Source organism: Exiguobacterium sp. SH0S1, assembly GCF_004337165.1.
Classification (GTDB): Bacteria; Bacillota; Bacilli; order Exiguobacteriales; family Exiguobacteriaceae; genus Exiguobacterium; species Exiguobacterium aurantiacum_A.
Window position 1 is genome coordinate 1,141,237 of the sequence record NZ_SJVC01000001.1, and the last position, 13,850, is coordinate 1,155,086.

The 13,850-nt window shown below is 52.4% G+C and carries 12 protein-coding genes and 1 other annotated feature; of the genes, 2 read left to right on the forward strand and 10 right to left on the reverse strand.

What is annotated here, in order from left to right:
- Positions 1 to 4 precede the first annotated feature (4 nt).
- The 4 genes from EVJ20_RS05850 to pepV are packed head-to-tail and all read right to left on the reverse strand — an operon-like array spanning position 5 to position 3,992.
- Entirely contained in the window at positions 5 to 844 is an 840-nt protein-coding gene (locus tag EVJ20_RS05850; RefSeq protein WP_071397856.1) for an NERD domain-containing protein, read from the reverse strand.
- Complete coding sequence (gene thpR, locus EVJ20_RS05855; protein WP_131463858.1) at positions 814 to 1,389, reverse strand: RNA 2',3'-cyclic phosphodiesterase; 576 nt, start codon at positions 1,387 to 1,389, stop codon at positions 814 to 816. The genes EVJ20_RS05850 and thpR overlap by 31 nt, the downstream gene beginning before the upstream one ends.
- 6 nt (positions 1,390 to 1,395) lie before the next feature.
- Positions 1,396 to 2,547 (reverse strand): MFS transporter, encoded by a 1,152-nt coding sequence (locus EVJ20_RS05860; protein WP_236633356.1) that lies wholly within the window; start codon positions 2,545 to 2,547, stop codon positions 1,396 to 1,398.
- Positions 2,548 to 2,606: 59 nt separating this feature from the next.
- Entirely contained in the window at positions 2,607 to 3,992 is a 1,386-nt protein-coding gene (gene pepV, locus EVJ20_RS05865) for a dipeptidase PepV (protein ID WP_131463862.1), read from the reverse strand.
- A gap of 306 nt (positions 3,993 to 4,298) precedes the next feature.
- On the opposite strand from pepV, the gene EVJ20_RS05870 reads away from it, so the two are divergent.
- Entirely contained in the window at positions 4,299 to 4,520 is a 222-nt protein-coding gene (locus EVJ20_RS05870; protein WP_083274163.1) for a DeoR family transcriptional regulator, read from the forward strand.
- A 99-nt stretch (positions 4,521 to 4,619) separates the two neighbouring features.
- On the opposite strand, the gene EVJ20_RS05875 is transcribed toward EVJ20_RS05870, so the two are convergent.
- On the reverse strand, positions 4,620 to 5,330 hold the full coding sequence (locus EVJ20_RS05875) for a pseudouridine synthase (RefSeq protein WP_131490417.1): 711 nt from the start codon (positions 5,328 to 5,330) through the stop codon (positions 4,620 to 4,622).
- A complete protein-coding gene (locus tag EVJ20_RS05880; RefSeq protein WP_131490418.1) occupies positions 5,320 to 7,026 on the reverse strand; it encodes a putative polysaccharide biosynthesis protein in 1,707 nt (568 codons plus the stop codon). Before EVJ20_RS05880 ends, EVJ20_RS05875 begins: the two co-directional genes overlap by 11 nt.
- Before the next feature lie 159 nt (positions 7,027 to 7,185).
- On the opposite strand from EVJ20_RS05880, the gene EVJ20_RS05885 reads away from it, so the two are divergent.
- Positions 7,186 to 8,463 (forward strand): NAD(P)/FAD-dependent oxidoreductase, encoded by a 1,278-nt coding sequence (locus tag EVJ20_RS05885; protein WP_131507254.1) that lies wholly within the window; start codon positions 7,186 to 7,188, stop codon positions 8,461 to 8,463.
- A gap of 183 nt (positions 8,464 to 8,646) precedes the next feature.
- Here the strand turns inward: EVJ20_RS05885 and EVJ20_RS05890 are convergent, their stop codons facing one another.
- From EVJ20_RS05890 to EVJ20_RS05905, 4 genes are all read right to left on the reverse strand, one after another.
- On the reverse strand, positions 8,647 to 9,156 hold the full coding sequence (locus EVJ20_RS05890; RefSeq protein WP_131441468.1) for a hypothetical protein: 510 nt from the start codon (positions 9,154 to 9,156) through the stop codon (positions 8,647 to 8,649).
- A gap of 14 nt (positions 9,157 to 9,170) precedes the next feature.
- Positions 9,171 to 10,253, reverse strand: coding sequence for a hypothetical protein (locus EVJ20_RS05895; RefSeq protein WP_131507256.1), 1,083 nt, complete (start codon positions 10,251 to 10,253; stop codon positions 9,171 to 9,173).
- Positions 10,254 to 10,370: 117 nt separating this feature from the next.
- Positions 10,371 to 12,773, reverse strand: coding sequence for a leucine--tRNA ligase (gene leuS, locus EVJ20_RS05900; protein ID WP_131507258.1), 2,403 nt, complete (start codon positions 12,771 to 12,773; stop codon positions 10,371 to 10,373).
- A gap of 42 nt (positions 12,774 to 12,815) precedes the next feature.
- Positions 12,816 to 13,033: a binding site (T-box leader), on the reverse strand.
- 57 nt (positions 13,034 to 13,090) lie between these two features.
- Positions 13,091 to 13,837, reverse strand: a complete 747-nt coding sequence (locus EVJ20_RS05905; protein ID WP_131490422.1) for a bacteriorhodopsin-like — start codon at positions 13,835 to 13,837, stop codon at positions 13,091 to 13,093.
- Between the last annotated feature and the right edge of the window lie 13 nt (positions 13,838 to 13,850).

Here is a 13,850-nt window from a genome sequence, read left to right on the forward strand (position 1 = left end):
TCTCCTACTGATCCAAAAATTGTCGAAACGGCATCTGTGCTGTCGTATCTAGAAGTTTCGCCACATCTCGAATTTGTTGGGCTTTCACGATGGATGCCCTCGCATTGACTTGTTTCATCCATTGGTCGTAATCCGACCGTGAAACAAACTGGGTCGCGCGTGTCTCCGGCACATGATCGAAATAGCCGTTCGGAGCCAACGCCACTTTTTGGATGACCCCATCATAGGACGGAAGAAACTGCCTTACGATTTCTTCGGTGCGTGTCAATGCGATGAGCGGATTGACTACACGTTTATTTTCCCCTTTGAGTGGTTGATGAATCCAAGTCTTCTGTTTCGATACGTGATAGATGCTGCGGTCACCTTCAAGCCATTCAACGAGATAAATATGCGACGGCCCAACGATGATATGGCTTAGTTCAACCATGGCCCCGTTCCACTCGACGACAGGACGATACATGAAAAAGTGATGCTCGTTCCATTCTGTGAGCATATGCCGATAACTATAGTCCCGCAAAAAAGCTAATAGTGGCATGTCCGCTTCTGTTGCCCCTTCGCACGCAAATTGAAGCTTTTGGATGCGGCGCCGGTTTGTGAGCAGCGTTTGAAATTGTTTTTCCGTCAACGGGTTCGCTTCGAGCTCGATGCGTTCCGTACGACGCCAAAATTTCCACCACGGGTTTTCAAACTCCATGATTTCCGGCGGAGTTAGCCGATTTGAGTCGTAGAGTCTGCGCATTCGCGCCGTATCTGATTCGATATACTCTTGAAAACGATTGAATTGATCGAGCATGTTCCGTTCATATTTAGAAATTACGTCAAAAATTTTAATCGGGATCGCCATGTGTCCTCCTCTGAATGCGCTAGCGGAAATACTTCAACTGCTTCATAGGCAGGAGTCTTTGTCGGATTGATTCGATAGAGCACTACTTCTGTGATTGCTTCTTCCACGTCAAACGCAGGTGCGATATAAGGGATCCGCTCGCCGGTATCCCATTTCTTTGCAAGGGTGACGTGTGCTGCGAACGGTTTCCGATCGATTGCTGAAATCTCTTCTGCCAATTTGCGCCGAAGTGTACTGACGAATGTCGAAAGCGCTACAGACGGATTCGGGATGATTGTCAGCACGCGCGGACGATCCGGTCTCCCAAAATGATCAATCTGCTGAAAACGTAACGTGAACGGCGCCGTTTCGTGCGCCACGTCTCGAGTGATCTCTTTGACTGCCTCTACTTGGTCATCGTCTAATGCCCCTAAAAATTGAAGCGTCAAATGAAATTCCTCTGGTCGATAAACGCGGCGATAGGAATAGAACGGTAAGATGTCCCGTTGGATTTGTTCAAACTGTCGCGCTTCAATCGGGAGCGCTATAAAATAATGTGTCGACATCGCTCGTCATCCTTTCTCACGGAACCGTCTCAGTCCCAAGAATAAAATCGCGCCGATGACACTGACTGCTGTGTACATCCAAAATACACCGATAATGCTGTCTACTTCAATGATAATCCCGCTCAACTGATTGAATGCGGCTGTCGCCAAGCCCGATGTGACAGCCATATAGACGCCAATCGCTGTCGAGGTGACGTTTAAGCTGACGAGACTTCGGACAAACTGAAGTGCAACCGGAATGAGCAACCCGACGACGAGTCCTTGAACGATGGCGAGCAACCAAACGACCCACAACGACGGTTCGAGTGCGAGCCAACCGTTCCGAAGCGCTGAAATCAAAGCTGCCCCAGCGAGTACGTTGACAGTGCCGAGACGTGCGACAATTTGATGCGCCACTTTCATAAACGGGATCTCACAGAGCACCGCCACTAAAAACAACGTCCCGACGAGCGTCGTCGAGCCGCCGATGCTCGTCACATAAATGCCAAAGTAGTAGTTGTTTGCGTAAATCGGACCAAAGACGAGCATGCCGCCGACTAAAAACGCCACGAACGGTGCATTCCAAATGGCTGACCAAGCGAACGGGGCTGCTGTCGTCGTATGGGTTACACCCGTATCCGTAATTTGCTTCAAGGCGACGGTTCCGACGACGAGCACGATCGCACTAAGCAGAAACGTACTCGATAACCCCCATGACGTATCCGCAATCCGGCCGATCATGAAGACCGCGATAGCAAACCCGGCCGAGCCGAACAAACGGATGGCTCCGTAATCGATTTTAGCGCGGGACGTGTAATCGAGCGTCATCATATCGACGAGCGGAATGTGGGCACATTGAAATATCGACCAGACTATCATCAACAGAATGATCCAGACGTACGATGTCGCAAATAAAAATGTGATTGAGATTGCCGCAGCCGCAATCATTGCTAACATTAACCAGGCGCGGGTTCGGCCCGTGCGGTCGGCCAGCATGCCCCAGAGTGGTTGTACACCAATCGATAAAATGGGCAAGATAGCGACGATCGTCCCGACCTCACTTGGTGACAAATCAAAACGTGCTTGTGAGAAGAACAAGGCCATGTATGGGATGAGGGCGCCTTGTGCGAAAAAGATGGCGACATAAATCGATTGAAACGATTTTTTTTGCTGGTTCACGTTCAACTTCCTTCCTAACAGACAGAGAGCCGACCGATGCAGTCAGCTCTCAAAGGTTATTATTTAGCGAGCTCGTAAATTGCTTCCGCATAGATTGCGGCCGCACGTAATAAATCTTCAACTTCCATATACTCGTCGACCTGATGGGCGACATCTTTCGCTCCCGGGAACAACGCGCCGAACGCGACGCCGGCTTCGAGCGAGCGGGCATACGTACCGCCTCCGATTGCCATCAGGTGCGCTGATTCACCAGTTTGGCGCTCATAGACGCCTGCTAATGTTGTCACGAGCGGATGGTCTTCCGAAACGTGGTGTGGCGGCATATGGTGTTTTGTCGTCAATTCGAAACCGAATGACAACGCGATTTCTTTCAAGTTTTGCAGACGTTCCGTGAACTTTGCCGTATACGGGTAACGGATGTTGACCGTCGCCATTCGCTCCGTGTCGTTGTAGCGGAAGACGCCACCGTTGATCGTCAAATCCCCGGTCTCGTCGCTCGCTTCAATACCGAGCGAGATGCCGCGTGAGTCCGCAAAGACGTGACGGACGAACTCGATGTAGCGCTCACCTTGAATATCGAGCGCGAGCGTGAGCAGGAAGCCTGCGAGCACGTAGGCCGCGTTCACCCCGTTGTCTGGTTCCATCGCGTGGGCCGCGACGCCTTTTATTGTGAACGTGTACATCCCTTCTTCAAAAACACACGTCCCGTCCGCTTCATACTTCTCGAGATACGCCTCGAATTGGTCTTCGAGCACTTCATTCGTTTTCAACACCGCTGTCGCAACGTCTGGCACCATGTTCGGGCGTTCCCCGCTGATGAACGAGACGAGGTGATGTTTCGTTCCCGTGCCGTGCTGGATCGGAAGTTGCTTGAGCACGCCATCGTATAGACCTTTCTCGGCGTTGATGATCGGGAAATCGGCGTCAGGCGCAAACCCATACGTCGGCATCTCTTCTTGTTTGAAGTACTCACGTACGCAACGCCACTCGCTCTCTTCGTCACAGCCCGCAATGAGACGGACCCGTTTCGATAGTGGCAAACCGAGCTCTTTGACGATCCGCAGTCCGTAATAGGCAGCCATCGTCGGTCCTTTATCGTCATTGCTGCCGCGTGCAAAAATTTTGCCGTCGGTGATTGTCGGGTTGAACGCCCCATATGTCCACCCGTCCCCGGCCGGTACGACATCGAGATGGCACAAGATGCCGACGAGTTCTTCACCTTCGCCGTATTCTAAATGTCCCGCATATCCGTCGACATCCTTTGTGATAAAGCCATCACGTTGACCTAGCTCGAGCATATAGTCGAGCGCTTGACGGACTTCTGGGCCGAACGGCTCGTTCGGTCCTGTTTTCGATTCGTTTAACACGCTCGGAATTGTAAGTAATCCTTTAAGATCGTTTAAAAACGCATCTTTTCGTAAGTCGACTTCTTGTCTCCAGTTCATGTCAATCTCCCCTTTGCGAATGTTCTCTCCCTTATTAGTATATCCAAATGTCAGAAAGACGAACATTTATTTCGAAAATAATTTTTCGTTCGTCTTTAAGCTCTATAACCGATGATTTACAGTTCGTTCATTCGATATTTACGTTCATAACATGTTCTTTACATTGAAATCGTTCGTTCTTTTTTCTTGCTTTTCTGTTTAGGAGCGTTATACTTAAGATGTAATTTTAAAAAATAACAATTTCATATTTCATTCGTCGTCCGTCGGTTTCGTCTTTCACCATTCTACGCATTGGGAGGTCATCCAATGAAAGGTTCAACAGATCGTATGCTAACCCGTATTAAGTCGATTTATTTATTTATCAACGAAAGGGATTGCGTTACCACTTCAGAACTAGTAGAAGAGTTCGGCATCACATCACGCACTGTCCAGCGTGATTTGAACGTACTTGAATACAACAATCTTGTAGAAAGTCCGAGTCGCGGCACGTGGACGTCATCGAAACGTTCACTGAAGACGGCAAATTGAATATAATTACAAGGGGTTCCGCGAGCGGGGCCTCTTTTTTTGCATAAAAAATGAGACCGGATGCCTTTCTGACATCCGGTCTCACTTTTTACCCCTGATTCATGACAAAAACTGTTCGACTTCTGCTTCGGTCAGTTCACGGTATTCACCAGGCTGTAACGATTCATCGAGTTCGAGCGGTCCAATTTGGACACGTTCGAGCTGTTCGACGTGCTTGCCGACCGCAGCGATCATCCGCTTGACCTGATGATACTTCCCTTCCGACAACGTCAGGCGGACGACCGATTTTTGGCCCGTCTGACTGAGCACTTCAAGACGCGCCGGTTTCGTCGTGTATCCGTCCTCGAGAGCGACTCCTTCTGCGAACGTGCGGATGTCCTCGACCGTCATCTCACCGTCGACTTCGGCGATATACACCTTGTCGACGTGTTTACGCGGTGACATGAGGGCGTGGTTGAACGCGCCATCGTTCGTGATGAGCAGCAGGCCCGTCGTATCTTTGTCGAGACGACCGACAGGAAACAGCTCGTAATGGGCGTAAGCCGGGTCGATCAATTCGATGACCGTCGACTCGACTTTGTCCTCGGTCGCACTGATGACACCAGCCGGCTTATTCATCATCAAGTAGACGAACGGACGGTACTCGACCGGCTCACCGAGCACGGTGACCGGCTCACTGTCCGTGTCGACGTGACGTTTCGCATCTTTCACAGGTTGGTCGTTGATTCGAACCGCTCCCTGTTTTAATAACAGTTTCACGTCTTTACGTGAACCATAGCCCATATTGGCTAACAACTTATCAATTCGCATTATTTTTCCTCCGATATTGGAATCGTTTTCCTAACAGTTTCCCGGCCAAGTGGCTTCTCCATCCGAGATAGCCATACACGACGAGCCCGATCCCGAAGCCGACGACGGTCGCGACGATGTCATTGCTCCAACTCGGTTGGTCATTCAGCGTGACGAACAACGACCCATACACCGCAACGAACATCGCCGCACCCATCGCAAACATGAGGATCGTGCGACGTAACAGTTGTTTATATGGAAACTGAAGTGCCCGCTGAATCTTCCACACCATGAGGATGATCGCCACGATGTATCCGGCAATCGTCGCATACCCGGCCCCGATGCCGCCGAGCGCGTATACGAACGGGACGTTCAAGACGACTTTCGTCAAGAGCCCCATCGCTGTCGCGAAAATCGTGAAGTATTGTTTATTGATCCCTTGCAAAATTGCCGCAGCGACCGAGTAATAGGCGAGGAAGAATGCACTCGGTGCGTAATGGAGCAAGTAGACCCACCCTTCCCGGTCACCCGGGAAGAGCGTCCCAAACAAAGGCTCTGAGAGCGCGACGAGTCCGATGACGGCTGGAATCGTCACGAAGAACGATACTTGGAAAATATGATTGACTTGATTGCGGACTTTATCCATGTCCCCGTGTGTGAACGATCGGGTGACGAGTGGAATCGTCGCCATCGACACACTAGCCGCGATCGATACCGGGATCAAAACGATCTTGTGGGCGTTACCGGTCAAAAAACCGAACGCCGACGTCGCCTCAGCCACCGATTTCCCAGCGTTGAGCAGCGTGTTGACCATCGTCAACTGATCGACGAACTGGTAGAGCGGTGTCGACAAGCCGACCATGACGATCGGAATCGAGTAACTGAGCAATTCGAGCAAGAGCGATTTCATCGAACGGACCGGCGTCCCTTCAGGGTTGTCGGTCTGTCGATGAATGTCTTTTCGCTTGCGCCAGTACATCGCGAGGACGGCGATACTCCCGATCGCACCGATGAACGCGCTGAACGTCGCGATCGTCACGGCGAGCACTTTCAATCCATTCAGTTCCGTCGTCTCGACCGCCGCCGTTCCGCCGAGCGTGTCAGCGAGCGGACGGACGAGTTCCGAGTCTGAGAAGACGAACAAGACGAGCATCGTTCCGCTGAGCAAGAACATGATGCGTACGATTTGTTCAATGACTTGTGAGATGGCCGTCGGGGCCATATCTTGATGTCCCTGAAAATAACCACGGACCATACTCATCGCCGGGATGAGCAAGAGCGCAAAACTGACGCTTCTTGTGACGAGCGTGAGCGAGTCGATATACTGTTGATTATTTTCCGAATTGCGGACCATGAGCTCCGATAACCACGGAGCGGCAAAGAAGAGTAAGAAAAAGGCGACGACACCGGTCACGAGCATCAGCTTCATCCCTTGCCGGAACAGCCGTTGACTCGTCCCATACTCGCCGAGCGCGTTATACTTGGCGATGAATTTTGAGACGGCAACCGGGATCCCTGCCGTCGAGATGGCGATCATGAGCGCATAATACGTATATGCCGCTTGGTATAACGTAACACCGGCAATCCCGACCATCGCTTGGAACGGGAACGTGTACAGCAGTCCGAGCGCACGGGAAATCAAGTTCCCGGCTGATAAGAGCAGCGTTCCTTTGACGAAGGATTCTCGTCCTGAATCTTGTTTGACGCTTGATGACATGAGATACCTCCATCTATTCATACAACGTTTGAAATGTCCTAGTTTTACAAAACGACCGTTTCTCATTATACTCTTACTGTTGCGGATAATAAAGTTACGATAATTTTACGTGTCGATTTGAAACAGAAACGAGGATTTGAAACAGAAACGAGGGATACTATGATGAAAGATGTCATCGTCATCGGAGGAGGCCCAAGCGGCCTGATGGCGACCTATGCAGCCGCAAAAGCCGGGGCGAACACGCTCCTGATTGATAAAGGTTCTAAGCTCGGACGCAAGCTCGCCATTTCCGGCGGCGGGCGTTGTAACGTCACGAACCGGAAACCGGTCGACGAGTTGATTCAGTTCATTCCTGGGAACGGCCGCTTTTTGTACAGCGCCCTCGCCCAGTTCGATAATCAGTCCATCATCGATTTGTTCACGGGCTTCGGCATCCCGTTGAAAGAAGAAGACAACGGCCGGATGTTCCCGGTGACGGACAAGGCCCAGGACGTCGTCAACACGCTCCTCCGCGCGATTGATTCGCTCGGTGTCGAGATTCGGAAGAACGCGAAAGTGAAGACGCTCCATTTTAATGAAGCAAATGAGTTCGAGGCGGTCGAGCTAGAAGACGGGGAACGGATCGAGGCCAAAGCTTGCGTCATCGCCGTCGGCGGACAATCCGTCCCCCACACCGGCTCGACAGGCGACGGTTACCCGTGGGCCGAGAAAGCGGGGCACACGATCACCGAGCTGTTCCCGACCGAAGTGCCGATCCTCTTGAACGATTCGTTCATCGGGACGAAACAGTTGCAAGGGCTATCGCTTCGTGACGTCGCCCTCACCGTGCACGGTAAAAAAGGTAAGCCGATCAAGACGCACCGCGGCGACATGATCTTCACCCACTTCGGTATCTCGGGTCCGATCGCACTCAGATGCAGCCAATATACGATCAAAGAACGCAAGCGCAGCAAAGAACGGGTCGTCGCACTGTCACTCGACTTGTTCCCAGACATGGCGCGCGACGAGCTCGTTCAAGAGTTGTGGAACCAAGTCCAAGCTCAGCCGAAACGCGCCGTCAAAAACGTCTGGAAAGGGTTCATCCCGGAACGGATGCTCGACCTCCTCTTGGCTGAACTCGCTTTCGGCGAAGAGGACGCGAGCCAGTTGAAACGGCAATCAGTCATCGATTTCGCGACGCATCTCAAGACGTTCGAACTGCACGCGACAGGTACGCTCGACTTCGACAAGGCGTTCGTCACGGGCGGTGGTGTCTCGGTCAAAGAGATCGCCCCACAGACGATGATGTCAAAAAAAGCAGACGGTTTGTTCTTCGCCGGCGAGGTGCTCGACATTCACGGATACACGGGCGGCTATAACATTACGGCCGCTTTCACGACCGGCCACTGCGCCGGGTCACATGCGGCAGAATTCTCCACACTCCAGCCTACAACGTAAAGAGAGCGTGGACTAACAGGAGTGATATCGCTCGTCCTATCGGCCTACTGCGGACTCGACTTCAATTTTATGTTAGGCAGAGCGCCTTAAGGCCCTCGAACATAAAAAAAAGATGAACCAGATCGCTTTTTACGATTTGGTTCATCAACAACCTGAGAGCGTGGTCCTAGTGACCACGCTCTCTTATTTTTCTGCCATTTGGCGACGGACCTCAGCCTCGAGTTCCGGCTCCGGTGGCATCCACCCTTCAGGCTTCATGACTTTATTGTCTGACGCGCGCAGGATCGGCAATCCGTCCGGGCCGAGTTTCGCCATGTTGGCACGCTGGACGATTTCAAACAGCGGCACCGGGTCTAGCCCGAGCTCGACGAAACTCCCCATCACGAAATAGAGTGCGTCCGTGAGCGCGTCCCCTTGACCGACGAGCCGGTCGACGTCGTTCGTCGGCGGCGCTTCTTGGAGCGATTTGTGCACGGCTTTCTCAAACCCTTGTTGGAACGTCGCGACGGCTTGCAAAAACTCGTCTTCCGTCCGGGCTGACTGGTGCAAAAATTCGACGACCGCTTCTTCTGCCGTCCAGACCGACCGTTTCACGGCCCGGTCAAGTTCGAGCGGGCTCGGCACGCTTGCTTCCGGGTGACCGAACGTTTCGTGAAACTGGCGTACTTCTTCATAAAAATAACGTTTACTCATTTGATCCGCTCCTATCAGTCGACCGAGACGAATGCGTCAAGATCGAACACGTCTGGTCGTACGATTGCAAAAATTTCATTGTCTTGCAGGAACATGCCGGTCGAACCGTAGACGCGAGGCGTCACCATTTGACCGTTCATCGTCCCTTCGCCTGGGTTGATCGTGTATAACACGAGTTCTTCCGAATCGAGGACGTAAATCCGTCCTTGCCGTTCGACAAGACCGACCCCACGGAACTTCTCAAACTTCTGTTGAATCGAGGCGCTCATCCCTTCCGTCGTGAGTGGCTTGCGTGATTCAATCGTCCACTCCGTCAACGGTTCGACGTCTTCTGTTTCTTCTGTTTGAAGTGCCTCATCTTCCGGAGAGACAGCATCCGTCTCGATCGTTTCTTCAGCCGATTGGGCCGGTTCATCCGTTGCTGGGTCGGCTTCCTCATCCGGTGTCGCTTCGGCTTCATCCGGCGTTTCCGCCTTCATAATCCGTTCTTGAACGTAGATGAGTTCGATATCCGGCGCCGCTGCCGTGCGGTTCATGATGATGAGCCGTTCCGTCTCTTGGTCGTACCCGAGCCCGAACAGCCGATCGGTCGAAACAAGCCCGCCGATTGCTTTTCGTTCGCGCTCCATCCAACGTCCTTCTTCTCGCTCGATCGTCACGATGACACCGGTCGATGTGACGGCATAAATTTTATCTTCTGCAATCATACGCATCCCGATAAAGTCACCGAGCGGGAACGATTGATTCTCGGTCTCGAGCTTGAGCGAAGCGTTCACTCGATTCGCGTTTCCGCTCACTTCAAAGAAGTCGTTGTCTTTCGTCAAGACCAAATAAGCCCCGATCGTGTCGCTATAGTAAACTTCGTCAATATTCTGTATTTGTTCGAGCGCATCGGTCGTATCGATGTCTTCTTCGTCTGGCGAGGCCTCGACCGGAGGCATCGACGTCGCTTGATGACTCGTTTGAATCTCAATCTTTTCAAATGTCGCAGCGATTTGGCTTTGAATGTCTTCGTCTGAAAAAACGAACACGTAACAAAGAATCACGCCGACCACGACCGCAAACAACGTCGTGTACAGTACGTAAGATCGTTTCATGGACGCTTAGTCCCCTTTATATTCAGTGTCGCCCTTTAGTGTAACAAAACCGCCTCAAAAAGAAAACGGCATCCCCAAAAAGAAAGGAACGTGTGACAATGTCACACATTCCTTAACTTATCCTACGACGATGTTAACGAGTTTACCTGGGACGACGATCACTTTACGGACCGTTTTTCCTTCAGTGAACTCTTGTACACGCTCGTTCGCGAGTGCCTCCGCCTCAAGTGCTTCTTTTGAAGCGTCGCGCGTCACGTGCATCTTCGCCCGGAGCTTGCCGTTCACTTGGATGACGACCTCGATCGTATCGCTGACGAGTTTCGACTCGTCAAACGTCGGCCACGCCGCATACGTCAACTCTTCTGCCATCCCGAGACGCTCCCACAACTCTTCAGCCAAGTGTGGTGCGACCGGAGCGAGCATCTTGATGAAGTTGACCATCTCTTGCTTCGGTAACGTGTCTTGCTTGTACGCTTCGTTGATGAAGACCATGAGTTGCGAGATCGCTGTATTGAAGCGAAGTGCCTCATAATCTTCCGTCACTTTTTTCACAGTCTGATGGTACGTGCGCTCAAAGTCGGCCGTCGCAGCGACGTCTTCGAGTTTCGCTTGTTCGAACAAACGCCAGACACGGTCGAGGAAGCGACGTGCCCCGTCAAGGCCGTTTGTCGACCACGCGATGGCCGCATCAAGCGGTCCCATGAACATCTCATAGAGACGAAGCGTGTCGGCACCGTGTGATTTGACGATATCGTCCGGGTTGACGACGTTGCCTTTTGATTTCGACATCTTCTCGTTGTTCTCACCGAGAATCATACCTTGGTTGTAGAGCTTTTGGAACGGCTCGTTCGTCGGGACGATCCCGATGTCGTAGAGCACTTTGTGCCAGAAACGCGCGTAGAGCAAGTGTAGGACCGCGTGCTCCGTCCCACCGACGTACAAGTCGACCGGGAGCCAGCGCTTCAACTTCTCAGGATCGGCGATCATGTCTTCGTTATGCGGATCGATGTAGCGGATGTAGTACCAGCAACTGCCGGCCCATTGCGGCATCGTGTTCGTCTCACGACGACCCTTCTCACCCGTCACCGGGTCTGTGTACGTCAACCACTCGTCTGCGTTCGCGAGTGGTGACTCGCCTGTGCCTGACGGCTTGATCTCATCGATGATCGGAAGTTCGAGCGGAAGCTCTTCGATCGATACCGTCTTGAGCGTCCCGTCTTCCATATGAACGATCGGGATCGGCTCGCCCCAATAGCGTTGACGGCTGAACAACCAGTCACGGAGACGATACGTCGTCTTCGCCCGGCCCGTGCCGGCAAGTTCGAGTTCTTCGATGATTTTGGCGATGGCATCGACTTTATTGAGACCGTCGAGCGCTCCTGAGTTCACATGTTCGCCGTCTTCCGTGTAAGCCGCCTCATCCAAGTTACCGCCTTTGACGACTTCGCGGATTGGGAGGTCAAACGTCTTCGCGAACTCATAGTCTCGCTCATCGTGGCCCGGTACGGCCATGACCGCACCCGTGCCGTACGTCGACAAGACATAGTCAGCGATCCAGATCGGAAGTTTTTCCCCGTTGACCGGGTTGACCGCGTAAGCGCCCGTGAAGACACCCGTCTTCTCTTTGGCGAGATCGGTCCGTTCGAGGTCGGTCTTCTTCGAGACTTCTTCCGCGTACGCTTCGACCGCGTCGAGTTGTTCCGGCGTCGCAATCGCTTTGACGAACGGGTGCTCCGGCGCGAGTGTGACGTACGTCGCTCCGTAAAGAGTATCAGGCCGCGTCGTGAACACGGTCACGACTTTATCGTGCCCGTCGACTTTAAAGTCGACTTCGGCGCCGACCGATTTTCCGATCCAGTTGCGTTGCATCTCTTTGACGCTCTCTGGCCAGTCGAGTGTTTCTAAATCATCAAGCAACCGCTCGGCGTAATGCGTAATGCGGAGCACCCACTGTTTCATCGGGACGCGGTAGACCGGGTGGTTCCCACGCTCAGACAATCCGTCGATGACTTCCTCGTTAGCGAGTACCGTACCGAGGGCCGGACACCAGTTGACCGCCACTTCGTCGACGTAGGCAAGGCCACGCTCATAGAGCTGCGTGAAGATCCATTGCGTCCACTTGTAGTATTTCGGGTCGGTCGTGCTGATCTCACGGTCCCAGTCGTACGAGAAGCCGAGGTCTTTCAACTGACGGCGGAACGTCCCGATGTTACGCTCCGTGAACTCGCGCGGGTCGTTCCCTGTGTCGAGGGCGTACTGTTCGGCCGGAAGACCGAACGCGTCCCAACCGATCGGGTGAAGGACGTTATAGCCTTGCATCCGTTTCATACGGGCGATGATATCTGTCGCCGTATAACCTTCCGGGTGACCGACGTGAAGTCCGGCTCCTGACGGGTAAGGGAACATGTCGAGGACGTAGAAACATTCCTTGTCCGGGTCTTCCGTCGTCCGGAATGAATCTTTCTCTTCCCAACGCTTTTGCCATTTCGGCTCGATGTCTTGATGTTTAAAATAGCTCAAATTTCTTCCTCCTCTGCATAATAAAAAGCCCTCCGCCCCGGTAAATGGGACGAAAGGCTTGAAAGCTCTCCGCGGTACCACCCATGTTGCATGTCTGCCACTTGAGACGCCGGTAACGAGGCGTAACTTCGGTTCACCCTACTTTTAGTTCAGGCGAACAGCTCCAAGGCGAGTTCTCGCGGTCCATATACCGGTTTACACCAACCACCGGCTCTCTAAAATATCGACCCTACGATACTATTCCTTATCAACGCAATTTTTATCTCACCTCTTCATTCTAGCGCAAGATAAAAATCTACGTCAATGTGAACTTACAATCACGTTTTAATTTGTTTGAGCGTCGAGATCGTTTTCACTGCGAAGAAAGCGATCAATCCGAATCCGACCTTGTTGACCAAGTCGGCGACGTTGTAGATGAGCTCACGCACTAACTGAACCTCTACCCCGGTCGCGAACAGCGTGACCGCGTAACCGATCGGGTAAATCGCCCAACCGATCAAGATGAACAGGCGCATGTTGAGCAGCGCTTTCCGGATCGGTGCCGGCGACGATTCCGCCGCTTTCGTGACACTCGTGAACAGCAAGTAGATGATATAGATCCATGCTAAACAGCCGACTAGATAGCCCCACAATCCAAGTTGCGTGAAGCCGCCGTTCAAGTTGATCGATGATTCACCAAGATATCCCGAGACGATCATAATAATGTCGGCGACGATCAATTTCGTCAGCAGTCCCGACTTCATCTTCCCCTTTAAATTGAGGAGAAGCGGGAACTTCACGAGCAAGAGCGGTGTCGTCACGAGCCAATCGATATAACGAATCTCGGTTGGAAAACCTGTGATCTCAGACAACAGTCCCGAATCACCAACGGCGTCCTTCATGAAATAGTAATGAATGGCAGCGACAAACGTGACCAAGGCAGCGACCGTGGCGACAGAACGATATTCCGGGTCAAGGCTGTTTCGTTCCACTAAAAAATAGAGTGTCGCGGCGGCCATTCCGACAAATCCGACCCAAAACATGTATTGGGTCGCGAGCACGAGTAAATTGACTTCTTCGTTCATGGTGTACATCCCC